The following is a 22,740-nucleotide window of genomic DNA, read 5'->3' as shown; positions in this document are numbered from 1 at the left end:
GCGGCAGCTACCCGAGACAGGCCCGGATCGCGTCGAACCCGTCGGTGAGCGCGGCCGGGCCCGGTTGCAGGATCAGCGGCGACTTGATCTCGTGGATGCGCCCGTCCCGCACCGCCGGGATCGCGGCAAAACCCGGCCGCGCCCGGACTCGGTCGATGCTGACCCGCTTCCCGCACCAGGAGGCGAGGATCACCTCGGGCGCGGCCGCGATGACCTGCTCGGGCGTAACGATTCGATCTTTGGCGGCCGGCTGGCGGCTCAACTCCGGAAACACGTCCTGGCCGCCGGCCCAGGCGATCAGGTCCGAGACCCAGCCGATGCCGGAGATCATCGGCGCATCCCATTCCTCGAAATAGACCCGCAGCGGCGCCCGATCCGCCACGGCGCGCGCCGCCTCCGCGAGCCGCGCCTCGAACCCGGCCGCCAGGGCCTCGGCCCGGTCGGGCACGCCCACGAGCGCCCCGAGCGTCCGCACCATGGCGAGGCATCCGGCCAGATCGCGCTGGTTGAACAGGTGGACCGCCACACCCGCGCGGGCGAGGTCGGCGGCGATGTCGGCCTGGAGGTCCGAGAAGGCGAGGACGAGGTCCGGCGCCAGGGCCAGGATCTTCGGGATGTCGGCACTGGTGAAGGCCGAGATCCGCGGCTTCTCCTTCCGGACCCGGGGCGGGCGCACCGCGTAGCCCGAGACGCCGACGATCCGGTCCTCTTCGCCCAGCAGATACAGGGTCTCGACGGTCTCCTCGGTGAGGCAGACGATCCGCTCCGGCGGGAAGCGGCGCATCAGCGGTCGAGCCACGTAAGCAGCCCGGCCCCGGGCGCCAGGAGCACGAAGGCCCAGACCAGGGCCGAGGCGACGTTGGCCAATTGGAACGGCAGCCGCGACAGGCCGAGGATCCCGGCGAGCAGCGGCACCAGGGCCCGTGCCGGCCCGAAGAACCGCCCCAAAGCCACGGCGGCGATACCCCAGCGGCCGATGAAGGCCTCGGCCTTGGCGGTGAGGTCGGGGTAGCGCCGCAGCGGCCACTTGGTCTTCGCCCCCGGCCCGAGCCAGTGCCCGACCTCGTAGGAGAGCCAGTCGCCCAGAGCGGCGCCGAGGGCGGCCCCGAGGACCACTGGCCAGAACGCAATGTCGGCGCCTCCCACAAGGGCACCGATCCCGACCAGGATGACGGTGGCCGGCACGAACAGCGACAGGACCGCGACCGACTCGCAGAAGGCGAGGCCGCCCGCGATCAGTGGCGTCCAGGCCTTGTGGGCCTCCACGAAGGCGAGGGCCGAGGTGCGCAGGGCTTCGATGTCCATGGGGCTCGGGGGGCGAGGGGAGGGTCGGCTCCATCTGAGGCGGGGGTGGGCGGGGGACAAGGGCGGGGGATTGCGGGCAACGCTGTCACATCCGAAAAACGTGCCGCTCCCCAACAGGACGGCTTCCCTCAAAGCGGGCTTCCTGCCCGATCGCTCAGGGCCTTGGCGAGCTTGGCGAATCTCGCCGGTCGGCGGCAGGATCGAGGGCGGACGCGCACCCGACATCTGCATGTTTTCACGGCTGATTTCGCGTCGATATATTGCAAAGAGTCCGCTCAAGAGAACAAGATCGCTGATCCGATTCGATAGGAGGCCGCCCGTGATCCGGCCAGGACTGTTTTGGACGTCGCTTGTCGCTATCCTGGCAGCATCGCCGGGCAGCGCGCAATCGAAAGCGGCGACCTACCTTATCCAGCAGGCGATCTCGGAGGGGTGCGAGAGCCATCGCGGAACGATGGACGCGTCCGGCGCGATCGAGCGGGACCTGGATGGCGATGGTGCCGCGGATCTGATCATCGCCGATGACGGGTTACGCTGCTCCGGCCCATCGCCGCGCAGCATCAATTGCGGCATGCAGGTCTGTTCGGTGACGTTCTATCTGCGCCGCGGCCCGCTTTTGCAGAAGGTCCACGAGATGCTCGGCGCCGGGCTGAGCGTCGGGTCCGGGCGGATTCCGAAGGTGCACATGTATGCCCATGGCGGTCGGCGCAGCTTCGTCCGCTGGAATGGCAGCCGCTTCGATTGACGTGAGACGCGAGATACCCCCGCGCTTGCGCCCGCGCCTCGGATCGCCGACAGCATCGGGCCGGCGCAGCCGAACCGGAATCACCCGCGTTGAACGTCCTGTCGATCCAGTCCCACGTCGCCTACGGCCATGTCGGCAACGCCTCGGCGGTGTTCCCGATGCAGCGGCTCGGGGTCGAGGTCTGGCCGGTCCACACGGTGCAGTTCTCCAACCACACCGGCTACGGCGCGTGGCGCGGCCCGGTCTTCGACGCCGCGATGATCCGCGACGTGGTGCGGGGCATCGACGAGCGCGGGGTGTTTCCCACCTGCGACGCGGTGCTGTCGGGTTACATGGGCTCGGCCGAGATCGGCGCCGCGATCCTGGAGGCGGTGGCCTCCGTGCGGGCGGCGAACCCGAAGGCGCTGTATTGCTGCGATCCGGTGATCGGCGATGTCGAGGAGGGCGTCTACGTGCGGCCGGGCATCGAGGCGTTCCTGCGCGCGCAGGCGGTGCCGCAGGCCGACATCCTCACGCCGAACCAGTTCGAGCTGGGTCTCCTCACCGGCCTGCCGAGCGGCACCGTGGCGGAGGCCGGGGCAGCGATCGCGGCGCTGCGGGCCCGCGGGCCCCGGGTGGTGCTGGTGACCTCGGCCCTCTGCGCCGACACCCCCGCCGATAGTATCGACATGCTCGCCGGGGCGGAGGGCCAGCTGTTCCGGGTCCGCACGCCGCGGCTCGCCCTCAAGGTGAACGGGGCGGGCGACTGCATCGCGGCCCTGTTCCTCGTGCATTACGCCCGCACCGGCTCGGCCGCGGCCGCGCTGGAGGCGGCGGCCGCCTCGGTCTACGGGCTCCTGAAGCGCACCGCAGAGGCGGGGTCCCGCGAGATCCTCACCGTGGCGGCGCAGGCAGAATACGTGACCCCGAGCGAGCGGTTTCCGGTCGAGGCCGTCTAGGCGTTCAGGCCGTGCCGCTCTCCTGCAGAAAAATCGTCGGCTCGGCGGTCACCGGAAAATTCACCGACCGCGCGATGAAGCAGAAGGCGTGGGCCTCCTGGTGAAGCGCCAGCGCCCGCGCCGGGTCCGACCCGGCCGCGAGCGTCACGCGCGGCCGCAACGTGACCGCGGTGAACTGGCCCGCGCCGCCCGCCTCCTCGGTCATGGTGCCCTCGGCGGCGTCCTCGTAGGCCGTGACCGCGATGCCCGCCTGCGCGCACAGGCCGAGATACCAGAGCTTGTGGCAGGCCGAGAGTGATGCCACCAGCAGTTCCTCGGGGTTCCAGGAGGCGGGATCGCCCCGGAACGCCGGATCGGACGAGCCCGGGATCGGCGGCTTGCCGGGGGCCGACAGGGTATGGGCGCGCTCGTACCCGCGATAGCTGCGGGTTCCGGTGCCGGTATTGCCCGTCCAGGTCACCGTGACGGCGTAGCGGTGCTGCTTCTCGGCCATGGATCCCCCCGCGGCACAGTGAGTCCGCGCGCCGCCCGGCCGCCGGGCGAGTCGATCGGGCGCGTCGCACCGTGTACCAGTCTTGCGCCCGAGTCGCGGCCATCCTGCCGCAAGGGCTGAGCGAGAACAGGATTCCCACCTGATGGCGCGCCGCTTCGTCACCCTCGACGTCTTCACCGAGCACCGGCTCGCCGGCAATCCGCTCGCCGTGGTGCTCGATGCGGAGGGGCTCGACACGGCGGCGATGCAGGCGATCGCGCGGGAGTTCAACCTGTCCGAGACGGTGTTCGTGCTGCCGCCCACCGAGGCCCGGCACCGGGCGCGGGTGCGCATCTTCACCCCCGGCCGGGAGCTGCCCTTCGCGGGTCACCCGACGGTCGGCACCGCGGTCCTGCTGGCCCTGCAGGATCCTACCCGGGGCGATGCCCGCGCCTTCGGCCTGGAGGAGGCGATCGGGATCGTCCCCTGCGTGGTCGAGACCCTGGACGATGGTAGCGGCGGCCGGGCGCGGTTCCGGCTGCCGGTCCTGCCGGACTACCTCGGCCCAGGGCCCGAGCCGGAGATCCTGGCGCCGCGCCTCGGCCTGGAGCCCGGCGATATCGGCACCGGCCGGCACGCGCCGAGCCGCCACGGGGTCGGCCCCCGCTTCACCTGCGTGCCGATCGCCTCCGTGGCGGCCCTCGACGCCGCCCGGCCGGCCCAGGCGCCGGAGCCGGGGGACGGCCTCTACCTCTACACGCCCGATCCCGAGGGGACGGGGCAGAGCTGGCGCGTGCGGATGTTCGCGCCGGATCTCGGCGTCCCGGAGGATCCGGCCACCGGCTCGGCGGCCTCCGCCTTCGCGGGGGTTCTGATGCAGTACGAGGCGCTGGGGGACGGCACCCACGACGTGGCGATCCGCCAGGGCCAGGCCATGGGCCGGCCGAGCGCGATCGCGCTGCAGCTCACCATCGCGCAGGGCGCCCTGCAGGGGGTGGAGATCGGCGGCGCGGCCGTGATCGTCTCGGATGGCAACCTGCATGTCTGAGGGGTTCCGCAGCACGGCGCTGGCCGACGTGACGGCGCGGCTCGTCGATCACGACTGGGCATTTCCGCGGGTGCACGAAGCCGCCATCGCGGCCCATTGGCAGGACCGGATCGCCCGCAGCCCGGGCATGTTCGACGGCACCGTCCTCCTGTGCTGCGCCCACACCGTCGAGGATGGCGCCGCCCGGCTCAACCTGTTCGCGACGCGCTATTCCACCTTCACCTACTACCGGCACGTCCGGCACGCCGACCCGCAGATCCGCAACGCCTTCGCGGCGATCGTCCCCTGGACGGCGGACGGCGCGGTCCTGCTCGGCGAGATGGGCGCCCATACGGCCAATGCCGGCCAGCTCTACTTCCCCTGCGGCACCCCGGACCCGGACGACGTGCGCGGCGACAGCGTGGATCTCACCGGCAGCGCCGCCCGGGAACTCGCCGAGGAGACCGGCCTCGCGCTGCCCGCGGAGGCCGATACGGACTGGATCATGCTGGAGGGCGAGAACCAGCTCGCCTTCCTGCGCCCCGTGCGCTTCCCGGAGCCGGCCGCAAGGATCGAGGCGCGCATTGCGGACCATCTCCGGACTGAGGCCGAGCCGGAACTCGCCGCGATGCACCGCGTGCGCAGCGCCGCGGAGATCGATCCGGCCCGGATGCCGGGTTTCGTCCGGGCCTATCTGGCGGAGGCGTTTTCGCGCGGGGGCTGAGGCCTTCCCACCACCGCACAGCAAGGTCGCCGGATCCCTCTGGACCGGGACAGACCCTGCGCCCGTCAGGGACGGACAGCTTGCGTCCATCGCGGCTGTACGCCAGATTTGGCGCATGTCCTTCGGGACGATGCACACTCTGCGCAGGGCGCCCGAGGCCACGCCGTTTTTCCCCGAGCTGAGCGTGGTGGTGACCCTGCGCGATACGGTGACGGACGATGGCGTTCCCGTGCCTGCCGGATCGCGCGGAACCATGGTGAAGGCCTATGCCGCTGGCGAGGCCTATGAGGTGGCGTTTGCACGCCCGGTGGCCGGTACTGCGACGATCCCAGCGGACGCCCTCAGGGCGGCCTGATCCCGGGCACCGCCCGGCGGGCGGGTGCCATGCCGCCCGTACGATCGCGCGAGACACGCCAGCCCGAGCAGGGCGGCCCCGCATCCGGCGAGCGCCGTGGCGCTCAGGCCGAAGGCGTCGGTCACGCCCGCTCCACCGCGCTCGCCGGGACGCTGCAATTCGTCGGCCCGGCCGAGTATCTCTCGGCCCGGGTCGGCCCGGCCCTGGCGCCCCTGGTGGGGGAGGGCCTGCGCTTGCGCATCCAGACCGGGAACCGCGCGCGGATCTACGCCGCCCTGGACCAGGGACAGGCCGACCTCGCCGTCACCGCCTCGAAGCCGGACAGCCGCAGCCTGGGCTTCGCCGAGCTCGACCGCGAGCGGCTGACCCTCGTGGCGGCCCCGGACCTCGCGGCGCGCGCGAAGGGCCGCACGGTCTCGGCCGGGCTCCTGCGGGATCTGCCCTGCCTCGCCTACGACGAGGAGCTGGCGCTGATCGGCGCCTTCTTCGTGGCGGTCTTCGGCGTGCCCGCCGCCCTGCGGCCCGCGGCGACCGCGCCGGACCTGCGCATCCTCCTCGGCATGGCCGAGGCCGGCATGGGCTGGACAATCCTGCCGGATTACCTCTGCGCCGGGGCCCTGGCCGCGGGGCGCCTCGCCGAGCTGCCCACGGACCGCGCCGGGCCGGTCAACACGCTGTACCTCGCCTGGACCCGGGCGAGCCTGCGCGAGGCCCGCACGGTGCATGTCCGCGACATGCTGTTGCAGCGGTTCCAGACGGCCTGAGCAAGAGCCTCGCTCCCGTCCACAGCCTGAGCAAATTTTACCACCCCCGGGGAGCTTCGCCGTGGCCGGCACGTTCACTTGGTACATCCCCCGACGCGGCGCCCGCCGGGCGGGTGGAGTCCCGGAGTGTCCATGTCTGAATCCCGACGTCCCTCGTCGCAGTCCCGCTCGCGCATCGAGGAAGGCCAACCCTATCCGCTCGGCGCCACCTGGGACGGTCTCGGCGTCAATTTCGCGCTGTTCTCGGCCCACGCCACCAAGGTCGAACTCTGCCTGTTCGACGACCAGGGCGAGCGGGAGATCGAGCGGATCGAGCTGCCCGAGTACACCGACGAGATCTGGCACGGCTACCTGCCCGACGCGCGCCCCGGTACGATCTACGGCTACCGGGTCCACGGCCCCTACGAGCCGAAGGCCGGCCACCGGTTCAACCCCAACAAGCTGCTGATCGACCCCTACGCCAAGGGGCTCGTCGGCTCGATCACCTGGAACCCGGCCCTGTTCGGCTACCAGATGGAATCCGGCGACGACCTGACCTTCGACGACCGGGACAGCGCCCCCTACACCCGCCGCTCCCGGGTCATCGACCCGGCCTTCACCTGGGGCCGGCACCGCAAGCCGCACGTCCCGTGGGAGAAGACGATCTTCTACGAGGCCCACGTCAAGGGCATGACCAAGCTCGACCCGCGGGTGCCGGAGAAGCTGCGCGGCACCTATGCCGGCCTCGGGACCCGGGACGTGCTCGACTACATCAAGAGCCTCGGCGTCACCTCGGTGGAGCTGCTGCCGATCCACGCCTTCGTGCAGGACGACTATCTCGAGCAGAAGGACCTCGTGAACTACTGGGGCTACAACACGATCTCGTTCTTCACCCCCGCGCGGCGCTACGCGGCGGTGCCGGACTTCGCCTTCTCCGAGTTCAAGGAGATGGTCTCGCGCTTCCACGGCGCCGGCCTCGAGGTCATCCTCGACGTGGTCTACAACCACACCGCCGAGGGCAACGAGAAGGGCCCGACCCTGTCGTTCAAGGGCGTCGACAACGCCTCCTACTACCGGCTGCTGCCGGACGAGCCGCGCTACTACATCAACGATACCGGTACCGGGAACACCTTCAACCTGTCGCATCCGCGGGTGCTGCAGCTCGTGACCGATTCCCTGCGCTACTGGGCGCAGGAGATGCAGGTCGACGGCTTCCGCTTCGACCTCGCCACGATCCTGGGCCGCGAGCCCTACGGCTTCGACGAGGGCGGCGGCTTCCTCGACACCTGCCGGCAGGATCCGGTGCTCAACAACGTCAAGCTCATCGCCGAGCCCTGGGATTGCGGTCCCGGCGGCTATCAGGTCGGCGGCTTCCCGCCGGGCTGGGCCGAGTGGAACGACCGGTTCCGCGACGACGTCCGCGCCTACTGGAAGGGCGATGGCGGCCTGTTGCCCGACATGGCGGCGCGCATCGCGGGCTCAGCCGACAAGTTCAACAAGCGCGGGCGCAAGCCCTGGGCCTCGGTGAACTTCCTCACCGCCCATGACGGCTTCACCCTGCACGACACGGTCTCGTACAACGAGAAGCACAACGAGGCGAACGGCGAGGGCAACCGCGACGGCCACTCGCACAACCTCTCGTACAATTACGGGGTCGAGGGCCCGACCGACGATCCGGAGATCCGGGCCACGCGCCTGCGCCAGATGCGCAACATGCTGGCGACCCTGTTCCTGTCGCGCGGCACGCCGATGCTGCTCGCCGGCGACGAGTTCGCCCGCACCCAGAAGGGCAACAACAACGCCTATTGCCAGGACAACGAGGTTTCCTGGCTCGATTGGGGGGCGATCGGCGACGAGGAGCGGGATCTCGCCGAGTTCACGCAGCGCCTGATCCTCCTGCGCAACGCCCTGCCGATCCTGAACCGCGGGCGGTTCCTGACCGGTCAGTACGACGAGGAGTTCGGCGTCAAGGACGTGGCGTGGCTGCGCCCGGACGGGAGCGAGATGACGCCCGAGAACTGGACCGACGGCGGCGCCCGCGCCTTCGCGGTCCAGCTCGACGGCCGCGCCCAGGCGACGGGGCTTCACCGCCGCGGCGGCGACGCGACGCTGCTGATCATGTTCAACGCCTACCACGACCTCGTGACCTTCACGCTGCCGGAATCGGTCGGCGGCGTGGCCTGGACGCGCCTCCTCGACACCAACCTGCCCGACAGCCAGGACGTGGAGAGCTTCCCGTTCGGCTCCGGCTACGCCGTGACCGGCCGCTCGCTCCTCATGTTCGTGCTGAAGCCCGAGGACAGCCCCGGCGACGGCGACAACGCCATGGAGCGCTCGTACCAGCACGTGATGCAGGCCTTCGAGCGGGCGAATGTCGAGACCGTCCGCTTCCACCTCGACGCGGAGGACTGAGGGGCCGGGGCCGGGAGTTTTCGCGACCCCCGGCCTCGCGTGCCTTGCGCGCGGCGGCGCACCCGGCTAACAGCACGGCACCGCGCGGCCCTGGCTGCGCCCGGGGCCCGCTCGCGTGCCCGGGGTGCCCGGTCCGCGGACGGAGGGGTGGCCGAGTGGTTGAAGGCGCACGCCTGGAAAGTGTGTATACCGGAAACGGTATCGCGGGTTCGAATCCCGCTCCCTCCGCCAGACCAGATCTCATTGCCGCTTCGAATTAGATTCATGACTTGGCGGGAGGCCATCAGGCGCCGTCGCCCATGATGGGCCTCGGCGTGCCCCCCAGCGGATCACCGGCGGCCAGTTGACCATCAGCGAACGCGACCTGAAGCCGGCTGCCATGCAACCCGATTTGCCGGGTCATTTGATGAGGATGGCAGCGTTCCACTTCACGATGAGGCCTGCGAGATAGACCGGACATCGGTATTCGCTCGATGAGACAACGCGCGACATCAGGGTGTCCGTCTAAGGTTGACGGCAGGGCCTGAACGCGGTCGGTTCGGCCATGGCGATGTCCGCGATGGATGGAAACCGGCCGATCCGCTCCTGGCATCGTATCGCTGAAACCGGATCTTTCAGCCCAGGCCCGGGGCCCGGAATGCTCCCCTTCGGCGACCTCTTCATCAGCCCGGCCGTGGGGTCGAGACACCCTCCGAAGGCACTATGCGTGGTCGCCGTGTTTGCAGCGGCCCCGTTTCGGTTCTTCTCGTTGGGCTCGAATCACCTGACGCCGCCCGGTGCGCGTTCGTCGATCGAACCACCCGCGCGACGATCGGCGTCTGGCCCGGCGGCTGCGTGTGCCACGCCACCCGCGCGCTTGGCTCGCGATAACGCTCGCCATCGCGACGTCGACAGGATCGGATGCGCCGAGGCCGGTTCAGCGTGTCGTCACAGCCGGTTAAGCGCGCACCCGTGGCGATCGTAGGAAACAAATATTTTTCGTATTCATGGACAAGAATTTCATGATCTTCTTTCGCGGTTGTCATTGCCGCGCCGATGGGGTACAGATGATCCATCGACTTTTGGCCAGACATTCGGCCGTATCGCCTCAACAGGGCGAGCGCTCTGCATTTCTCCCATTCTCGACGAATAGCGACCGGGCGCGTACGTTCTGTGCGCCCGGCCAAATTGTTTGCCTAACCGGATATGGATTACTTATGGCCATCGGCACTGTGAAATGGTTCAACGACACCAAGGGCTTCGGCTTCATTCAGCCGGATGACGGCGGCAAGGATGTGTTCGTTCACATCTCCGCCGTGGAGCGCGCTGGCATGCAGGGCCTGAGCGAGGGCCAGAAGGTTTCCTACGAAATGGAGACCGACCGCCGCAGCGGGAAACAGTCGGCCGGCAGCCTTCAGTCCGCCTGAGCCTCGCGCATCCACCCGTGACGCGCTTCGAAGCCGTTCCCTTCGCGGAGCGGCTTTTTTGATTTTACGCCCCGGAGCCGATCTCTGGTGCGACTCAGGAGAGTCCGTGAACCCGTCCAAAAGCGACCAACTCGTCGATCGTCTCGAAGCGACGGCCAAAGCACGGCAGGCCACGCTGGCGCGCTTCCGGGCGCGCCCCGCAGCCGATGATCCGGCCGTCCTCGCCCGCAAGGCGTCGCGACTCGCCGTCATCCAGGCACGGGAGGTGCGGTCGACCGAGCGGGAAGCGGTCCGTCTGGCGGCACAGGCCCAGCACGCGGCCGAGGTCCTGGCTGCGGAGGCCGATGCCGCCGCCGAGCGCGTCCGTCAGGCCGCGGAAAAGGCGGAGCGACAGGCTGCCCTCGTCGCCGAGCAGAAGGCCGCGCGCGACGCGCGTTTTGCGGCTCGCAAGGCGCGGGCCCGCCGGTAACACGGCCCCGTCCACCAGCGCCATCAACCGGAGGAAACCCATGTCCCACAAGTTCAAGATCGGCGAGCAGGTTCGGCAGCTGGGCGTCAGCTATGCCGGGGGAAAGAGCATCGTCGACGGCCTGTTCGAGGTGATCCGCCTGACGCCGGACGACCGCTCCGGCGAGCCGACGTATCGGATCCGGTCCGCCGGCGGCGAGCGCGCCGTTCGGGAAGGCGAGCTCACGCCCGCATCGTGACCGATCCTGGCGGATCGGCCTTCTGACGGGGCGCCGACGCCCCGTAGGGTGCCTCCGCGACGGTTTGCCGGCCGCGCGGAACTGCGGCAGGCGGCATGCGATCGAGGCTGGTGAAGCTCGCGATGACGAACACGCCCTCCCATGCGGCCACGGCGGCGATAATCGAGCCCAATCAGACCGCCTACATCCTCAAGGTGACGCGGCCTGATGAGGCGGAGCTGTCCGGGCAATTGGTGATGTTCTACGTCGCGATCACCACGTCCGAGACCGAAGCGCTGGCCATCGTGCGCCGCGCGGTGAAGGAGGACGCGACCGTCGAGCCGACGGGCGTCCGCCTCTCTCAGCAGACGGCCAGCGCCCTCGATCTGGAGGCCGGTCTCGCCCGAGCCCTCTGAGCCAACCGCGATGTCGGGCAACGCAGCGAAGCGCCGAGGCGCGTCGGGGCGCACATGTTCCCACGGCCGAGCTGGACCTCCGGACAGAGCATCGCGTTGTGAGAGGGGACGGCGAACGGCGGAGGTCGGTGTTGAACATGGATTGCCTTGCAGAGACCGAGAGTGCCTTGACCGTCACGGACCGCCTCTGGCGCGCCGAGATGCGACGCGTGTTCGGGCCGGACGCGGTCCTGCTCCATGGCTTCGGCGCCGAGCGTCAGGGTGAGCCCGGCACGCGGCTGCGCACGACTTTCGAGGCGAGACGGAACGCGATCGTGGCGTGGCGGCATGTGAGACGACCGGCCGCTTGAGCCGGGCGTACGGACAGGCCTCGCCCCGCCATCCGGCCATTCTTCCCGCGTCCCGCCGTCCGATCGAAGAAGAAAAAGAATTAGCGGTGGTTCTTTGACCCCGAAAGGCGCATAGCCTTGTAATCCCTCCGCGCAATCCCGTGCCCTGGGCGACGAAGCGGAGAGCAGCCGACATGGCGCGTGAATTCACGACCGGCAAAGCACAGGCGGTCACGCCCGAGGACTTCAACGAGCGGGTGAAGCGCCTCCTGGCCAGCAAACCTGAGCCGCTCCCCCCCGAGCCGAAGACCAGAAACTTCAAGACCAGCAGGCCACCGCAGAAGGCCTGAGGTCCCATGCCAGGGGCGCCCGCGGCTCCGCGGGCGTCGACCGATCCTGGGCACCCACACGTGCGGCGCGAACACCCGGCGATGCGCCCTGTCAGCACGTCATCAGCCTCACTCCGGGCGGGTCGTCGGCGCGATGCACCGTGCATCGCCGTTTCGCGAAAGCAGGCCGATGACGAGCGACTCAGGCGTCCACGGCGGGGCACGGGAAGCGGCGGACCCAGGATCCGCCGATGCCCCCGCCCCGGATCGATCCTGCGGCACCTGCACGCTGTGCTGCCGCGTGCTGGAGATCCGGGCCCTCGACAAGCCCGCCGGTATCCTGTGCCGCCACAACACCGGAACGGGATGCGGCATCTACCCTGAGCGCCCGGAGGCCTGCGCCCGATGGCATTGCCTGTGGCGCAGGATCGACGCGCTGCCGGACGCGCTCAGGCCCGATCGATCCGGCGTGATGTTCTCCTTGGACAGCCGTTCCCCTGCGGCCGATGGGCCGGATGCGGCCTGTTTCGTCGGTCGCGCCGTGCGCGACGACCGGGACTTCGAGCGACCCGAAACGATCGAAGCGTTCGCCATGCTGGTTCACGAGGGATCGTTCCCGGTTTGGAAGGTCTCCGAGCGCGGGGCCCTCCTGGTGTATCCGGGCCCGCAGATCGCGCAGTCGTGACGGACGCCCGGCCGGGATTTGTTTCGCGTTGATCCGCGCAGATACGCGGCGCTGAACGCCGACGGCCGCGCGACGATCATCGGGCATGCTCTCGAGCCCGTCCGGTGCCGTTCGATGCCACCCAGTCAGGAGATACCGATGTCCTTCATCCGGTGGCTGATCTCCAAGACCATCCAAACGTTTCTCGGAAGCGCATACGAGCGCAGGTCTCGTGCGGTCGCCAAGGAGCGGGAGGACGGCACGTTCGAGGGCGCATCGGCCACCCAGGCCCGGAATTTCGAAGATCGCTATGCCGCCGCAGTGCGGCTCCTCCGAACACGGATCGATCAGGAGTTTCCCGATGCCTACTATGCGCGGTTGAGCTCGGGACGAAACAGCTCCTACGATTACGGACAGGACCGGGCGCTTGCCGTCGATACCATGTCGATCGCCATTGCCATGGCCTTGAGAAACGGCGCCACCGTTCAACAGGCCGCGAACGCCGGCGCGGCCAGCATCGGGATCTGATGAGACGTCGCCCGCAGCAGGGGGCGGCGCAGCATCCTCGATGAGGACAGCGTACAACGGCGCAGACATTCGGTGCGCGCGCCGAACAGCGTTCGCCCGGGACCCGCCAGACTCCGAACATGCCCCTGCCGTGGCGGAACGTTAGTGCGCCGTCGATCCCGCCATCGTGCGTGTCCGCTCGATCATCGCAAGGAGCGCAGCGTGGAAGGCGTGCTGCTCCGGCGAGCCGATGCCCACCGGATCGTCGCGCGTGAGCGCGGCGCGCAGCGTGTCGAGGGCCGCCAGACGTCGGTCTGCACCGTCCTCGTGCAAGATGCATTGAAGCAGGATGTCCTGCGCTGTGCCGAGATCGTCCCGGTCCGCCCGGCTGACGAGCGCCCGAAGATCGTCCAGGTAGTCCTGACCGTTCGTCATTATGCTCAGGTCCATCAATGGCCGCGCGGCAGTGGCGCCTTGGGCATCAGGCCCTCGACGCGCAGCTTCAACCGGGTCGCCCGGATCGCCTCCACGGTCCGCCGCGGAACATCCCGGGCGATGCCTTCCGCTTCAAGATCCGTAAGGCGATCGATCAGCAGCCCCCGCTCCTGAAGGCCGGGATGCTGCGACATGCGGAGAACCACGGCGATCAGCTTGCGCATCACCGGGCACATCCGCGGGCGGCCGGGCTCTACCATCGCGGCCGATCGTGGCGCTCACGCATCGCGTCAGCTTCGCCCGCTGGTCTTCATGGCCGCCGCGACCGTGCCCTTGGTCGAGGGCGCCGCCGCGTTGGCCTTGGGCACGGGCTTTTTCGGCTTCTTGGTCTCGCGATTCCCGCGCTTCTTTTCCGTGGCCATGATCTCGCTCCTGGTTTCGCAGTGTAGCCGGACGGGGTGGTCTCGCCGTCACGTCGTCGGCTGGTCCGCGAGAAGCCTGATTGAGGTCGCGACCGGGCCTCCAAACGCGCCGAACACGGCCACGAGGCGCTTGCCCGCCCAGAGTTCGACGCGATCCCCCGCGGCCAGACCCGCCGCCTGCCGCTGGGCGTCCGTGTCATCGCGGGCCGTGATGATACGGGACGCGCTCGCGCCGCCGCTCCGGTCGAACCGATGCACCTGATAGGCGCGGCGCGCGTGGCGTGAGCGGGGGTTGGTGGGGAACTTGAGGAGGTCTGCCATCCGCGCCTGTCCGTTGCAGGCGGGGGCACGAACCCTCAGCCACCGGAGCCTGGATCAACCGATCCGGTGGTGCCGACACACTGCGCCTTTCGTGCCGACAAAGATAGCCCGCGCGATTCGGCGCGCTCCGATAACGGCCCCGGGATCCTGTCGGCTTCGGAAAGCGGTCCGACCCCCTCAATGGTGGCCTGTGCACCCGCCGCCGCAGCCGCCATACTGGTCCGCGCCGCACCGACCCGCGGGACCGAGCAGGACGGGCGTCGCATGTCGATCAACCGCACATTGATCTACGCCAGTTCGAACGGCGATCGTTGGTACCTTTGCCAGGACGACGAGACGGTCGTGTTCGTCGTTCACGAACCCAACGAGCCCTCGGGCGGGGCGGCATCCCGTATCGATCTGTCAGCCTTCCTCGAATCGGGATCGCGCCCACCGGAACACCGCGCGTTGCTCACGATGATCGCGACGCTGGTCGAACCTGTGCGGACCAACGGGTCGGCCCGCGCCGTCAGCCCGGAAGCGGGCGTCGCGGCAACGAACTGTTAACCATACGCGCGCATTCGGGACTCACCAGCCGAGCGCTGACCTTCCACGCCCACACGATCCTCCGCTCAACACGGGTGGGCGTGGAAGCCTCGATCCCCGTCGCCGCGACGGCAGCCCCGCCCATACGGCCGGAGCATCGGGCCGAGACGCACTCAGCGCTCAGGCATCGAATCGTCGACGACCCGGTAGGCGAAGAACTTGAACGGGTCCTCCACCACCCCGTCCTGCGCATCCATGGCGTCCGCGCAGTGCTGGCTCTCGATCGGGGTCGAGGGGCGCTGCGTGATGGTCGCCGTCGGCGCCTCCGCCTGGGCGGCCGCGATCCGCCGCTCGATCTCGCCCGGATGGGTCGAATGGCAGAGCATCCAGGGCTCGCCGTCCTTCTCAATCGTCACGTAGGCCATGCGCCGTCTCCTGCCGTTTCGGGGGGGACAACGCGGCAGGATGCGTTTGGGGCAGCGGGCGATCGCCGCGGCGACGACACAACCGCGCGCCTGGGGCGTTGGCGTCTCAGCGCGGCTGAGGCTTCGAAAGGGCGCCGATGTTCGTCCCGCCCGAGGACAGATCGATCCCCCCGCCCTGGGAACCGCCGCGGCGCCCGGATCCGGGAGCCAGGCGGCAGGGGAACGCCGCCATCACGCTCATCCTCCTGATCTCGATCCTGGCCCTGTTCGCGCCCATCGCGGGCGGGACGCTCGTCGGTGTCGTCGTCGCCCTGTTCGGATCCTGAACCGTTCAGGCCGGCAAGGCTCGCCCGGCCGTCTCGGGGGCGAGCCAGGTCGTCGGCAGGCCGAGGAGGAAGATCAGCGAGATGATCGCCAGGGCCTCCGGATACGATCCCGTCATCACCACGAAGCCGCCCACGATCGTCGGCCCCAGCGCACCGAGGATGCGCCCGAAGCTGAAGGCCTGCGGCACGGTCGGCCCGACCACCAGCAGGCCGTGGTTGCGCAGGATCATCAGGTCGGCGTCGCCGAGATCGTCCACGATGCGCTTCTGCGCGTCGAGATCGACCGCCACGCCCGCGTAATCATGGTCGGCGACGGTCGAGAAGCGCATCGCGGTCTGGATCATCGGCAGCAGGCCGCACGTCATGGCGGAGATCACTTTGATCGACGGGACCGTGCGCGCCGTGGCCGGCCTGCTGCGCGTCGGCTGATCGGGATCGCCCCGCCCGGACCACGCGCCCGGGCGGGCGGCGCCGACAGGACCCGACAGTTTAACCTGTCGACAGTGTGCGCGGGCTGGAACCGGGCCTGTCCGCAACCGTAATCGTCAGGATGCGGAAAACTGCGGAGGCCGCCATGATGTCGCTGGGCGTATTCTGTGTCGTCGCCGGGACCGGCATGGCGGCCGGGTCCCTGTGGTCGCCGCGCTACCGGGCCATCCTCGAGGTCATGGGCGGGAGCCTGTTCCTGGCCGGCCTCGGCTTCGCGGGCGCGACCTTCGCCCTGGCCTCCTGACCCACGCCGGCGCCCGCGTCTCGGTCGCCACGCCGCGGGGGCTGTTTTTGCGGCCGGACACCGGCCAGGGCCCCGATACGGTCCCCGACCCATGCCCCGATACTTGCAATGAATCCGGCAGCCCAACCGCTGCCCGGAAACCTGTGCCAATGTCGGACGAATTCATCCCGTTCTGGAGATTGCTCGTCTCGGCGGAGGAGCAGCTTCAATGGGGCATCGAGCCCGAAACGATGGAGGACACGGCCCGCGCGCTCGCCGGCCGGCATCCTGGCAGCGCTCTCGCCGACCGCCTGATGGCGCGCGCCGCCTATGTCCGCGCGATGGGCGCGCGCATGCCGAGCCACGGCGCGCGGACGGCTTCCGCACCCGCCGCGTGACCGGAGGCGCGGCCGCCGGGCGCTCACGGATCGGGACGGGCTCTCCGGTTTTGGTCTGATGCGCTCCGGCGCCGAACCGGTGCCCCGGCCGGACGGAGAGAACCTCGACCGTCAGGCGACCCGGTGACGCTCGGCGGAGGCCCGCGGAGCCGCGGCGGCCGGCTTAGCCTGCTCGGCCAAGGTCCGCAGCGCCGCCACCATCGCGTCGGTCTGCGCGTCGGGGATCCGGTCGGGGACCGACGTCTCCCACCCGTCGCGGCTTCTGCGCCAGGCGACCAGGAAACTGGCCAGGAGAGCCGTCGCGCTGGCGATGAACGGTGCGGTGATCAGCGCGGCGAGCGGACTGACCGGACCCAGGAGGGCGGCCGTCGCCACACCACCACCGAGCGCTGCCGCGACGACGAAGAGCATCGGAATCTCGCCCGATAGAGGGAGCAGACCCCCGCGGTCGGCCCTCGCCCAGGACGTAGGATCGAAGCGTTAAGGATTGGTTAACGGAAAGGTTTCCTCCTAACATAAAACTTAGCAATTCGGATGATTGCCGAGCTTCTACCCGAAGTTCCAGAAGCTGCACCGCTTTCGGAAGATTCCGGACCGGGCAAGCGTGCCCGGGCGCTGAAACGTCAGATTCGCCCCCGGAGCCCGACGATGTGGAACGGTCCGCCGGCACCGTCCCGGCATCCGACGGGCGGGCGCGAATATCCCGGTGCGGCACGCACAGATCCAGACCCGTCACGCTGCGCTGAACCGAGCCCGCCCGGCGATACGACTGCCCGATTGGACCCGCAGGGTTGCAATTGGTCTCCAAATAGCTAAGCTCATCCGTAGAGACTACTGAGGAGGGCGGCCTTGAAACCAGTCTATCCTTTGGGCGATGACCGCTCGGAAGCCCCGCTCCCACCCGCGACGGCCACGCCTCCGCTGCACGAGGATCTGCACCATCAGGAACAGATGCGGCGCCTTAACAACACGCGCGCCCGCCAGCGCGCCGCCCGGCATCACCGTGCCGGCCGATCGCTGATCTGAACCCCGTGCTCGACACCCTCCTCCTCGTCTGCGCCGCGATCGCCATCATCGGAACCGCGGTTCGGATCGGCATCGCCGCATCGATGCCGGCGATCAAGCCCCGCCGCATCGAATGGGATGAGCCCGTCGAGACGGAGGGCTGAGGCGTTCGGCGTCGGAGAGACCAGCCACCGCCCCGTCGGTGATTCGGATCGACGCCGGGCTGCGGCGCCCCTATACGCGCCCGGCGGGCGGCGCGGTGATCGGCGCGTGACCGGAGCCACTGGCGTCCGCTGAGGGATTCGGCGTGGCGGAGAGCGTGGCAGTCGTCGGCCTGGGCTATGTCGGGCTCCCCCTCGCCCTGGCCTTCGGCCGGACGCGGGCCACGATCGGCTACGAGCACGCCGCCGACAAGGTCGCGGCCTACCGCGCCGGGCATGATCCCGCGGGCGAGATCGACGCGGCCACCTTCGCCGCCGCCCGCCACCTCACGATCACCGACGATCCCGCCGCGCTGTCGGCGGCCGACATCGTCATCATCACGGTCCCGACCCCCGTCGACGCGGCCCAGCGGCCGGATTTCGACCTGTTGATCCGGGCCGCCACCCGGGTCGGGCAGCACATGCGCCCCGGGGCGATCGTGGTGTTCGAATCGACCGTCTATCCCGGCGCCACCGAGGAGATCTGCATCCCCGTGCTGGAGCGGTCCTCGGGCCTGCGCTGGAAGGTGGATTTCTTCGTCGGCTACTCCCCGGAGCGGATCAACCCGGGCGACCGGGAGCACAGCCTCGCCCGGGTGGTGAAGATCGTCTCGGGCGATACCCCCGAGACCCTGGAGCGGCTGAAGGATCTCTACGGCTCGATCATCGAGGCCGGGATCCACGCCGCCGCGTCGATCCGGGTCGCGGAGGCCGCCAAGGTCATCGAGAACACCCAGCGCGACCTGAACATCGCCCTGATGAACGAGCTATCGCTGATCTTCGACACGCTCGGCCTCGACACGCTGGAGGTGCTCGAAGCGGCCGGGACCAAGTGGAACTTTCTGCCGTTCCGCCCCGGCCTCGTCGGGGGCCACTGCATCGGGGTCGATCCCTACTATCTCACCCACAAGGCCGCGATGATCGGCCACCACCCGCAGGTGATCCTGGCCGGGCGGCGCATCAACGACAGCATGGCCGCGCACGTCGCCCGCGGGACGGTCAAGCGGATCGTCCGCGGGGGAGGGGGGCCGGGGGGCGGGACCGTCATCGTGCTCGGCCTGACCTTCAAGGAGAATTGCTCGGATCTGCGCAACTCCAAGGTCGCCGACCTCGTCCGGGAGCTGGAGGCGTTCGGCTGCACCGTCGCGGTCCACGATCCCCGCGCCAGCGCCGCGGAGGCCCGGGCCGAATACGGGATCGCGCTGGTCGCGTGGGACGACCTGCCCGGTGAGGCGGATGCGGTCGTGATCGCCGTCCCGCATCAGGACTACGCCCGCCTCGGCCCGGAGGCGATCACCGCGCGGCTGCGGCCCGGAGGGCTGGTGGTGGACGTGAAGGCGCAGCACGCGCGGGCGGCTTTCGCGCGGCTGGGCTTCGCGGTCTGGCGGCTGTAGCACGGGTCGGACAGCGGAGGAGGCACGCCATGCAGCCGACAGGCGACGAACCCGGCCCGGGTGCAGACCGGCACGCGCGCTACCCCGACGCGCGGATCCGCGCGATCCTGAACGACACGCGCACGATCGCGCTCGTGGGCGCCTCCGCGAATCCGGCCCGCCCGAGCTGGATCGTGCTCAAATACCTGCTCGCCCGGGGCTACGCGGTGATCCCGGTCAATCCCGGCCTCGCCGGCCAGGACCTGCTCGGGCGCCCGGTCGCGGCGACCCTCGCCGAGGCGCAGGCTACCTTAAGCGACCAGCCGATCGACATGGTCGAGATCTTCCGCAACTCGGCCGCCGCCGGCCCGCTGGTCGACGAAGCGCTGGGCCTCTCGCCCCTGCCGAAGGTCATCTGGATGCAGCTCGGCGTGCGCGACGACGCGGCCGCCGCTCGGGCCGAGGCGCGGGGTCTCACGGTGATCATGAACCGCTGCCCCAAGATCGAGTACGGGCGGCTGTCGGGCGAGATCGGCTGGACGGGCGTGAATTCCCGCATCCTCAGCGCAAGGAAGCCCGTGCTCGCCGCCAAGGGCGTCCAGAAGCTGACCATCGCCGAGCGCGGCCGGCGCAGCGAGTGAGTGCGGTATTCTGATACCGTAAGCGTTAAACTACTCTGCGGATTGTGTTTTTCAAAAAATACGGCTGCCACTATTGACCCGGCATCCGGGTCCGGCTATGCACCCGCCACCGCCGCCGCGTGTCCCCCACGCGGCGGCTCCTTTTTCGGCACCCCGATGCCTGACGGCCCCGCCAGTCGGGGCCGGATCCGTCGGAACCCTGGGATTTGGCTATGAAGACCACCTCGCTGAAGCCCGCCGAGGTCGACAAGAAGTGGATCGTGATCGACGCGGAGGGCCTCGTCGTCGGCCGCCTCGCGTCGATCGTGGCGATGCGCCTGCGCGGCAAGCACAAGGCCGCCTACACGCCCCACGTCGATTGCGGCGACAACGTCATCGTCATCAATGCGGACAAGGTGAAGTTCACCGGCCGCAAGTACACGCAGAAGAGCTACTTCTACCACACGGGCTATCCGGGCGGCATCAAGGAGCGCACGGCCAAGTTCATCCTCGAGGGCCGGTTCCCCGAGCGCGTGGTCGAGAAGGCCGTCGAGCGCATGCTGCCCCGCGGCCCGCTCTTCCGTCAGATCCTCGGGAACCTGCGCGTCTACAAGGGCGCCGCGCACCCGCATGAAGCCCAGCAGCCGCAGGCGCTCGACGTCGGCGCCCTCAACCGCAAGAACGTGAGCGCTTGATCATGGCGACCCTGCAGTCCCTCGCCGACCTCAACCGGGCGAATACCGGCGCGGTCGACCCCGCCAACGAGGCCCCCGTCCACGTCCAGAAGCTGGACGCGCAAGGCCGTGCCTACGCCACCGGCAAGCGCAAGGACGCGGTCGCCCGCGTCTGGATCAAACCCGGCAAGGGCACGGTCACGATCAACAAGCGCCCGGTGGAGACCTACTTCGCCCGTCCGGTGCTGCGCATGATCCTGCGCCAGCCGCTGGAGATCGCCGGCCGCGTCGATCAGTACGACATCACCGTCACGGTGGCGGGCGGCGGCCTGTCGGGTCAAGCCGGCGCGGTGCGCCACGGCCTGTCCAAGGCCCTGACCTACTACGAGCCGGAGCTGCGCGCCCCGCTGAAGCGTGAGGGCTTCCTCACCCGCGACGCCCGCGTGGTCGAGCGTAAGAAGTACGGCCGCAAGAAGGCCCGCCGCAGCTTCCAGTTCTCCAAGCGTTAAGACACCCGGTCACACCGGTGTCACGGAGAGGGCGGCTCCTGCGGGGGCCGCCCTTTTTGCGTTTCCGACGGCCTGGGACGGCCGTTGACACGATGGTGCAGTGCGATCACCTGAACAGCCGTGCCCGACTCGGGCGGCGTATGGGACTCTTTCAAGAAGCGAGACGGACGATGGCTGGCGACGGCGCAGGGAAGCCCACCGTGTTCATCGACGGCGAGGCCGGCACGACCGGTCTCGGCATCCGCGAGCGCCTGGAGCGCGACGGGCGGGTCGCCCTGCGCAGCATCGCGCCCGAGCACCGCAAGGATCCGGAGGCCAAGCGGGCGCTGCTCGCCGAGGTCGATCTCGTCGTGCTCTGCCTGCCCGACGCGGCCGCCAAGGAGACGGTGGCGCTGGCCGACAGCCTGCCGGGCGGCGGCCCCCGCATCCTCGACGCCAGCACGGCCCATCGGGTCGCCGAGGGCTGGACCTACGGCTTCCCGGAGATGACCCGGGCGCAGGGCGCCGCGATCGCCCGTGCCCGGCGGGTGGCCAATCCCGGCTGCTACCCGACCGGCGGCATCGCGCTCCTGCGCCCCCTGGTGGAGGGAGGCCTGATCCCGGCCGATCACCCGATCAGCGTCAACGCGGTCAGCGGCTACAGCGGCGGCGGCAAGAGCATGATCGAGGCCTACGAGCAGGGCACGGCGCCGCCGTTCCTGCTCTATGGCCTGGGCTTCGCCCACAAGCACGTGCCGGAGCTGCAGCTGTACAGCGCGCTTGCCCGGCGGCCGATCTTCCTGCCCTCCGTGGGCAATTTCCGGCAGGGCATGCTGGTGAGCGTGCCGCTCCACCTCGACGCGCTGCCGGGCAAGCCGACGGCCGCCGATCTGGAGGCGGCGCTGCGCGACTGGTACGCCGACCGGCCGCTGGTGCAGGTCGTGCCGGGCGCCGCCACGGGTGCGCATCTCGAGAAGATCGAGCCGGAGGATCTCAACGACACCGACCGGCTGGAGCTGCGGGTGTTCGGCTCGTCCGAGCACGGGCAGGCGGCGCTGGTGGCGCGCCTCGACAATCTCGGCAAGGGCGCCTCCGGGGCGGCGGTGCAGAACATCGGCCTGATGCTCGGCCTCGACGGCTGAGAGTCTGTTCGACCCGCGATACCGGGCTTCCAAAGGGCTTCGCCCTTTGGCCGGTGCTCAAGGCGGTGCCCCGGGATACTGGGCTCCGAGATGTTCACCAGGGCTCTGCCCTGGACCCGCGATCGGTCTCGACCTTTAGAACCCCTGCCGCGCCCGTGACCTTCGGAAGGCCACGGGCGTGTTTACCGCGTCCCGGTGATCCGATAGGGCGGGTGCTCGACGACGGCGCGCGGTCAATGTGCCCGCACGCGCCTGCGCCTGACCCGCCCTGAGACAAGCACGCCGCGTCGGTCGGTCGGGATCCACGCAGGGGGTCGGGAAGGCCGAGGGAGCGGCTTGGTGAGATTGATCGCGTGACGCGGCTGAAGGCTCTGTCCCCCCGCATTCCGGTGTCCCGCTGGGTGCGGGCGCGCGGCGCGCCGCTGCTGGCCCGCCTGACCGGCCCCGCCCTGCCGCCGGCCCACGACCTCGCCAGCGCCGAGGCGCAACTCGCCGCCCTCGGCCCCCACCTCGACACCGCCTTCTACGCCACGTGGTACGGCATCACCGCCGATCCCGTCCGCGACTTCCTCGTCCACGGATGGCGCGCGGGCCGCGACCCCCGCCCCGACTTCTC

At 69.7% G+C, this 22,740-nt stretch carries 36 protein-coding genes and 1 tRNA gene; 27 read left to right on the top strand and 10 right to left on the bottom strand.

From position 1 onward, the window contains the following. Window positions 1-7: 7 nt before the first annotated feature. Together AAHG09_RS17740 and AAHG09_RS17735 are read right to left on the bottom strand one after the other, a co-directional pair. Window positions 8-784: a cobalamin-binding protein gene (locus tag AAHG09_RS17740; RefSeq protein WP_342108778.1), complete on the bottom strand. Its 777-nt coding sequence runs from the start codon at window positions 782-784 to the stop codon at window positions 8-10. After that, a complete protein-coding gene (locus AAHG09_RS17735; protein WP_342108777.1) occupies window positions 784-1,305 on the bottom strand; it encodes a DedA family protein in 522 nt (173 codons plus the stop codon). The genes AAHG09_RS17740 and AAHG09_RS17735 overlap by 1 nt, the downstream gene beginning before the upstream one ends. 319 nt (window positions 1,306-1,624) lie before the next feature. On the opposite strand from AAHG09_RS17735, the gene AAHG09_RS17730 reads away from it, so the two are divergent. Both AAHG09_RS17730 and pdxY read left to right on the top strand, forming a co-directional pair. Beyond that, window positions 1,625-2,050, top strand: a complete 426-nt coding sequence (locus AAHG09_RS17730; protein ID WP_342108776.1) for a hypothetical protein — start codon at window positions 1,625-1,627, stop codon at window positions 2,048-2,050. Between the two features lie 89 nt (window positions 2,051-2,139). After that, window positions 2,140-2,988, top strand: a complete 849-nt coding sequence (gene pdxY, locus AAHG09_RS17725; RefSeq protein WP_342108775.1) for a pyridoxal kinase PdxY — start codon at window positions 2,140-2,142, stop codon at window positions 2,986-2,988. 4 nt (window positions 2,989-2,992) lie between these two features. Here pdxY and AAHG09_RS17720 read toward each other — a convergent pair whose 3' ends face one another. After that, on the bottom strand, window positions 2,993-3,481 hold the full coding sequence (locus AAHG09_RS17720) for an OsmC family protein (RefSeq protein ID WP_342108774.1): 489 nt from the start codon (window positions 3,479-3,481) through the stop codon (window positions 2,993-2,995). Window positions 3,482-3,623: 142 nt separating this feature from the next. Here AAHG09_RS17720 and AAHG09_RS17715 point away from each other — a divergent pair, with 142 nt between their 5' ends. From AAHG09_RS17715 to AAHG09_RS17650, 14 genes are all read left to right on the top strand, one after another. After that, entirely contained in the window at window positions 3,624-4,508 is an 885-nt protein-coding gene (locus AAHG09_RS17715; protein WP_342108773.1) for a PhzF family phenazine biosynthesis protein, read from the top strand. Then, window positions 4,501-5,211, top strand: coding sequence for an NUDIX hydrolase (locus AAHG09_RS17710; protein WP_342108772.1), 711 nt, complete (start codon window positions 4,501-4,503; stop codon window positions 5,209-5,211). Before AAHG09_RS17715 ends, AAHG09_RS17710 begins: the two co-directional genes overlap by 8 nt. A 115-nt stretch (window positions 5,212-5,326) precedes the next feature. Continuing rightward, on the top strand, window positions 5,327-5,566 hold the full coding sequence (locus AAHG09_RS17705) for a DUF4926 domain-containing protein (protein ID WP_342108771.1): 240 nt from the start codon (window positions 5,327-5,329) through the stop codon (window positions 5,564-5,566). 29 nt (window positions 5,567-5,595) lie between these two features. Next, window positions 5,596-6,330: a substrate-binding domain-containing protein gene (locus AAHG09_RS17700; protein ID WP_342108770.1), complete on the top strand. Its 735-nt coding sequence runs from the start codon at window positions 5,596-5,598 to the stop codon at window positions 6,328-6,330. Between the two features lie 132 nt (window positions 6,331-6,462). Next, window positions 6,463-8,721 carry a glycogen debranching protein GlgX gene (glgX, locus tag AAHG09_RS17695; RefSeq protein WP_342108769.1) on the top strand — a complete coding sequence of 753 codons (2,259 nt, stop codon included), beginning with the start codon at window positions 6,463-6,465 and terminating at the stop codon, window positions 8,719-8,721. A 141-nt stretch (window positions 8,722-8,862) separates the two neighbouring features. Further along, window positions 8,863-8,952: transfer RNA gene (locus AAHG09_RS17690), tRNA-Ser, on the top strand. A gap of 965 nt (window positions 8,953-9,917) precedes the next feature. Beyond that, complete coding sequence (locus AAHG09_RS17685; protein WP_342108768.1) at window positions 9,918-10,127, top strand: cold-shock protein; 210 nt, start codon at window positions 9,918-9,920, stop codon at window positions 10,125-10,127. Between the two features lie 106 nt (window positions 10,128-10,233). After that, the gene (locus AAHG09_RS17680) at window positions 10,234-10,596 is read left to right on the top strand and encodes a DUF6481 family protein (protein WP_342108767.1); all 363 of its coding nucleotides are present in this window, start codon (window positions 10,234-10,236) and stop codon (window positions 10,594-10,596) included. Between the two features lie 40 nt (window positions 10,597-10,636). Then, the gene (locus AAHG09_RS17675) at window positions 10,637-10,834 is read left to right on the top strand and encodes a hypothetical protein (protein WP_342108766.1); all 198 of its coding nucleotides are present in this window, start codon (window positions 10,637-10,639) and stop codon (window positions 10,832-10,834) included. Between the two features lie 122 nt (window positions 10,835-10,956). After that, entirely contained in the window at window positions 10,957-11,229 is a 273-nt protein-coding gene (locus AAHG09_RS17670; protein ID WP_342108765.1) for a hypothetical protein, read from the top strand. Between the two features lie 167 nt (window positions 11,230-11,396). Further along, window positions 11,397-11,579: a hypothetical protein gene (locus tag AAHG09_RS17665; RefSeq protein ID WP_342108764.1), complete on the top strand. Its 183-nt coding sequence runs from the start codon at window positions 11,397-11,399 to the stop codon at window positions 11,577-11,579. Window positions 11,580-11,752: 173 nt separating this feature from the next. Further along, complete coding sequence (locus AAHG09_RS17660; protein WP_167627681.1) at window positions 11,753-11,908, top strand: hypothetical protein; 156 nt, start codon at window positions 11,753-11,755, stop codon at window positions 11,906-11,908. Window positions 11,909-12,077: 169 nt separating this feature from the next. Continuing rightward, entirely contained in the window at window positions 12,078-12,572 is a 495-nt protein-coding gene (locus AAHG09_RS17655) for a hypothetical protein (RefSeq protein ID WP_342108763.1), read from the top strand. 138 nt (window positions 12,573-12,710) lie between these two features. Next, complete coding sequence (locus AAHG09_RS17650; RefSeq protein ID WP_342108762.1) at window positions 12,711-13,079, top strand: hypothetical protein; 369 nt, start codon at window positions 12,711-12,713, stop codon at window positions 13,077-13,079. A 141-nt stretch (window positions 13,080-13,220) separates the two neighbouring features. On the opposite strand, the gene AAHG09_RS17645 is transcribed toward AAHG09_RS17650, so the two are convergent. The 4 genes from AAHG09_RS17645 to AAHG09_RS17630 form a co-directional block, all read right to left on the bottom strand. Continuing rightward, a complete protein-coding gene (locus AAHG09_RS17645) occupies window positions 13,221-13,493 on the bottom strand; it encodes a hypothetical protein (RefSeq protein ID WP_342108761.1) in 273 nt (90 codons plus the stop codon). Between the two features lie 14 nt (window positions 13,494-13,507). Further along, on the bottom strand, window positions 13,508-13,717 hold the full coding sequence (locus AAHG09_RS17640) for a hypothetical protein (protein ID WP_342108760.1): 210 nt from the start codon (window positions 13,715-13,717) through the stop codon (window positions 13,508-13,510). 66 nt (window positions 13,718-13,783) lie between these two features. Then, a complete protein-coding gene (locus AAHG09_RS17635) occupies window positions 13,784-13,915 on the bottom strand; it encodes a hypothetical protein (RefSeq protein ID WP_342108759.1) in 132 nt (43 codons plus the stop codon). A gap of 48 nt (window positions 13,916-13,963) precedes the next feature. After that, window positions 13,964-14,236 (bottom strand): hypothetical protein, encoded by a 273-nt coding sequence (locus AAHG09_RS17630; RefSeq protein WP_342108758.1) that lies wholly within the window; start codon window positions 14,234-14,236, stop codon window positions 13,964-13,966. A 264-nt stretch (window positions 14,237-14,500) separates the two neighbouring features. Here AAHG09_RS17630 and AAHG09_RS17625 point away from each other — a divergent pair, with 264 nt between their 5' ends. Beyond that, window positions 14,501-14,782, top strand: a complete 282-nt coding sequence (locus tag AAHG09_RS17625) for a hypothetical protein (RefSeq protein ID WP_342108757.1) — start codon at window positions 14,501-14,503, stop codon at window positions 14,780-14,782. A 152-nt stretch (window positions 14,783-14,934) separates the two neighbouring features. Here the strand turns inward: AAHG09_RS17625 and AAHG09_RS17620 are convergent, their stop codons facing one another. Further along, the gene (locus AAHG09_RS17620; RefSeq protein WP_342108756.1) at window positions 14,935-15,186 is read right to left on the bottom strand and encodes a hypothetical protein; all 252 of its coding nucleotides are present in this window, start codon (window positions 15,184-15,186) and stop codon (window positions 14,935-14,937) included. 137 nt (window positions 15,187-15,323) lie between these two features. Between AAHG09_RS17620 and AAHG09_RS17615 the strand changes: the two genes are divergently transcribed. Then, the gene (locus tag AAHG09_RS17615) at window positions 15,324-15,512 is read left to right on the top strand and encodes a hypothetical protein (protein ID WP_342108755.1); all 189 of its coding nucleotides are present in this window, start codon (window positions 15,324-15,326) and stop codon (window positions 15,510-15,512) included. Window positions 15,513-15,517: 5 nt separating this feature from the next. On the opposite strand, the gene AAHG09_RS17610 is transcribed toward AAHG09_RS17615, so the two are convergent. Further along, a complete protein-coding gene (locus tag AAHG09_RS17610) occupies window positions 15,518-15,877 on the bottom strand; it encodes a class II aldolase/adducin family protein (RefSeq protein WP_342108754.1) in 360 nt (119 codons plus the stop codon). Between the two features lie 209 nt (window positions 15,878-16,086). Between AAHG09_RS17610 and AAHG09_RS17605 the strand changes: the two genes are divergently transcribed. Together AAHG09_RS17605 and AAHG09_RS17600 are read left to right on the top strand one after the other, a co-directional pair. Continuing rightward, window positions 16,087-16,245 carry a hypothetical protein gene (locus AAHG09_RS17605; protein WP_244002491.1) on the top strand — a complete coding sequence of 53 codons (159 nt, stop codon included), beginning with the start codon at window positions 16,087-16,089 and terminating at the stop codon, window positions 16,243-16,245. A gap of 149 nt (window positions 16,246-16,394) precedes the next feature. Continuing rightward, window positions 16,395-16,622 carry a hypothetical protein gene (locus AAHG09_RS17600; protein ID WP_342108753.1) on the top strand — a complete coding sequence of 76 codons (228 nt, stop codon included), beginning with the start codon at window positions 16,395-16,397 and terminating at the stop codon, window positions 16,620-16,622. Window positions 16,623-16,733: 111 nt separating this feature from the next. Here the strand turns inward: AAHG09_RS17600 and AAHG09_RS17595 are convergent, their stop codons facing one another. After that, complete coding sequence (locus AAHG09_RS17595; RefSeq protein ID WP_342108752.1) at window positions 16,734-17,033, bottom strand: hypothetical protein; 300 nt, start codon at window positions 17,031-17,033, stop codon at window positions 16,734-16,736. A 620-nt stretch (window positions 17,034-17,653) separates the two neighbouring features. On the opposite strand from AAHG09_RS17595, the gene AAHG09_RS17590 reads away from it, so the two are divergent. The 7 genes from AAHG09_RS17590 to AAHG09_RS17560 form a co-directional block, all read left to right on the top strand. Then, entirely contained in the window at window positions 17,654-17,791 is a 138-nt protein-coding gene (locus tag AAHG09_RS17590; protein WP_342108751.1) for a hypothetical protein, read from the top strand. Between the two features lie 155 nt (window positions 17,792-17,946). Further along, window positions 17,947-19,221: a nucleotide sugar dehydrogenase gene (locus tag AAHG09_RS17585; RefSeq protein ID WP_342108750.1), complete on the top strand. Its 1,275-nt coding sequence runs from the start codon at window positions 17,947-17,949 to the stop codon at window positions 19,219-19,221. A 29-nt stretch (window positions 19,222-19,250) separates the two neighbouring features. Next, window positions 19,251-19,841 carry a CoA-binding protein gene (locus AAHG09_RS17580; protein ID WP_342108749.1) on the top strand — a complete coding sequence of 197 codons (591 nt, stop codon included), beginning with the start codon at window positions 19,251-19,253 and terminating at the stop codon, window positions 19,839-19,841. A 212-nt stretch (window positions 19,842-20,053) separates the two neighbouring features. Continuing rightward, window positions 20,054-20,515 (top strand): 50S ribosomal protein L13, encoded by a 462-nt coding sequence (gene rplM / locus AAHG09_RS17575; protein WP_244002506.1) that lies wholly within the window; start codon window positions 20,054-20,056, stop codon window positions 20,513-20,515. Between the two features lie 2 nt (window positions 20,516-20,517). After that, window positions 20,518-21,003 carry a 30S ribosomal protein S9 gene (rpsI, locus tag AAHG09_RS17570; protein WP_091715164.1) on the top strand — a complete coding sequence of 162 codons (486 nt, stop codon included), beginning with the start codon at window positions 20,518-20,520 and terminating at the stop codon, window positions 21,001-21,003. 170 nt (window positions 21,004-21,173) lie between these two features. Then, window positions 21,174-22,124 carry an N-acetyl-gamma-glutamyl-phosphate reductase gene (argC, locus tag AAHG09_RS17565; protein WP_342108748.1) on the top strand — a complete coding sequence of 317 codons (951 nt, stop codon included), beginning with the start codon at window positions 21,174-21,176 and terminating at the stop codon, window positions 22,122-22,124. 353 nt (window positions 22,125-22,477) lie between these two features. Then, on the top strand, window positions 22,478-22,740 hold a 263-nt coding region (locus tag AAHG09_RS17560; RefSeq protein ID WP_342108747.1), incomplete at its 3' end, for a hypothetical protein.

It is taken from the genome of Methylobacterium guangdongense, from assembly GCF_038442355.1.
GTDB classification, from domain to species: Bacteria; Pseudomonadota; Alphaproteobacteria; order Rhizobiales; family Beijerinckiaceae; genus Methylobacterium; species Methylobacterium guangdongense.
This window is presented reverse-complemented; position numbering and strand designations above follow the sequence as displayed.

Coding starts and splice junctions, on each gene's coding strand:
- AAHG09_RS17740 (WP_342108778.1), bottom strand. CDS start 784: ATGCGCCGCTTCCCGCCGGAGCGGATCGTCTGCCTCACCGAGGAGACC.
- AAHG09_RS17735 (WP_342108777.1), bottom strand. CDS start 1,305: ATGGACATCGAAGCCCTGCGCACCTCGGCCCTCGCCTTCGTGGAGGCC.
- AAHG09_RS17720 (WP_342108774.1), bottom strand. CDS start 3,481: ATGGCCGAGAAGCAGCACCGCTACGCCGTCACGGTGACCTGGACGGGC.
- AAHG09_RS17715 (WP_342108773.1), top strand. CDS start 3,624: ATGGCGCGCCGCTTCGTCACCCTCGACGTCTTCACCGAGCACCGGCTC.
- AAHG09_RS17710 (WP_342108772.1), top strand. CDS start 4,501: ATGTCTGAGGGGTTCCGCAGCACGGCGCTGGCCGACGTGACGGCGCGG.
- AAHG09_RS17705 (WP_342108771.1), top strand. CDS start 5,327: ATGTCCTTCGGGACGATGCACACTCTGCGCAGGGCGCCCGAGGCCACG.
- AAHG09_RS17700 (WP_342108770.1), top strand. CDS start 5,596: ATGCCGCCCGTACGATCGCGCGAGACACGCCAGCCCGAGCAGGGCGGC.
- glgX (WP_342108769.1), top strand. CDS start 6,463: ATGTCTGAATCCCGACGTCCCTCGTCGCAGTCCCGCTCGCGCATCGAG.
- AAHG09_RS17685 (WP_342108768.1), top strand. CDS start 9,918: ATGGCCATCGGCACTGTGAAATGGTTCAACGACACCAAGGGCTTCGGC.
- AAHG09_RS17675 (WP_342108766.1), top strand. CDS start 10,637: ATGTCCCACAAGTTCAAGATCGGCGAGCAGGTTCGGCAGCTGGGCGTC.
- AAHG09_RS17670 (WP_342108765.1), top strand. CDS start 10,957: ATGACGAACACGCCCTCCCATGCGGCCACGGCGGCGATAATCGAGCCC.
- AAHG09_RS17660 (WP_167627681.1), top strand. CDS start 11,753: ATGGCGCGTGAATTCACGACCGGCAAAGCACAGGCGGTCACGCCCGAG.
- AAHG09_RS17655 (WP_342108763.1), top strand. CDS start 12,078: ATGACGAGCGACTCAGGCGTCCACGGCGGGGCACGGGAAGCGGCGGAC.
- AAHG09_RS17650 (WP_342108762.1), top strand. CDS start 12,711: ATGTCCTTCATCCGGTGGCTGATCTCCAAGACCATCCAAACGTTTCTC.
- AAHG09_RS17645 (WP_342108761.1), bottom strand. CDS start 13,493: ATGACGAACGGTCAGGACTACCTGGACGATCTTCGGGCGCTCGTCAGC.
- AAHG09_RS17640 (WP_342108760.1), bottom strand. CDS start 13,717: ATGCGCAAGCTGATCGCCGTGGTTCTCCGCATGTCGCAGCATCCCGGC.
- AAHG09_RS17635 (WP_342108759.1), bottom strand. CDS start 13,915: ATGGCCACGGAAAAGAAGCGCGGGAATCGCGAGACCAAGAAGCCGAAA.
- AAHG09_RS17630 (WP_342108758.1), bottom strand. CDS start 14,236: ATGGCAGACCTCCTCAAGTTCCCCACCAACCCCCGCTCACGCCACGCG.
- AAHG09_RS17625 (WP_342108757.1), top strand. CDS start 14,501: ATGTCGATCAACCGCACATTGATCTACGCCAGTTCGAACGGCGATCGT.
- AAHG09_RS17620 (WP_342108756.1), bottom strand. CDS start 15,186: ATGGCCTACGTGACGATTGAGAAGGACGGCGAGCCCTGGATGCTCTGC.
- AAHG09_RS17615 (WP_342108755.1), top strand. CDS start 15,324: ATGTTCGTCCCGCCCGAGGACAGATCGATCCCCCCGCCCTGGGAACCG.
- AAHG09_RS17610 (WP_342108754.1), bottom strand. CDS start 15,877: ATGACGTGCGGCCTGCTGCCGATGATCCAGACCGCGATGCGCTTCTCG.
- AAHG09_RS17605 (WP_244002491.1), top strand. CDS start 16,087: ATGATGTCGCTGGGCGTATTCTGTGTCGTCGCCGGGACCGGCATGGCG.
- AAHG09_RS17600 (WP_342108753.1), top strand. CDS start 16,395: ATGTCGGACGAATTCATCCCGTTCTGGAGATTGCTCGTCTCGGCGGAG.
- AAHG09_RS17595 (WP_342108752.1), bottom strand. CDS start 17,033: ATGCTCTTCGTCGTCGCGGCAGCGCTCGGTGGTGGTGTGGCGACGGCC.
- AAHG09_RS17580 (WP_342108749.1), top strand. CDS start 19,251: ATGCAGCCGACAGGCGACGAACCCGGCCCGGGTGCAGACCGGCACGCG.
- rplM (WP_244002506.1), top strand. CDS start 20,054: ATGAAGACCACCTCGCTGAAGCCCGCCGAGGTCGACAAGAAGTGGATC.
- rpsI (WP_091715164.1), top strand. CDS start 20,518: ATGGCGACCCTGCAGTCCCTCGCCGACCTCAACCGGGCGAATACCGGC.
- argC (WP_342108748.1), top strand. CDS start 21,174: ATGGCTGGCGACGGCGCAGGGAAGCCCACCGTGTTCATCGACGGCGAG.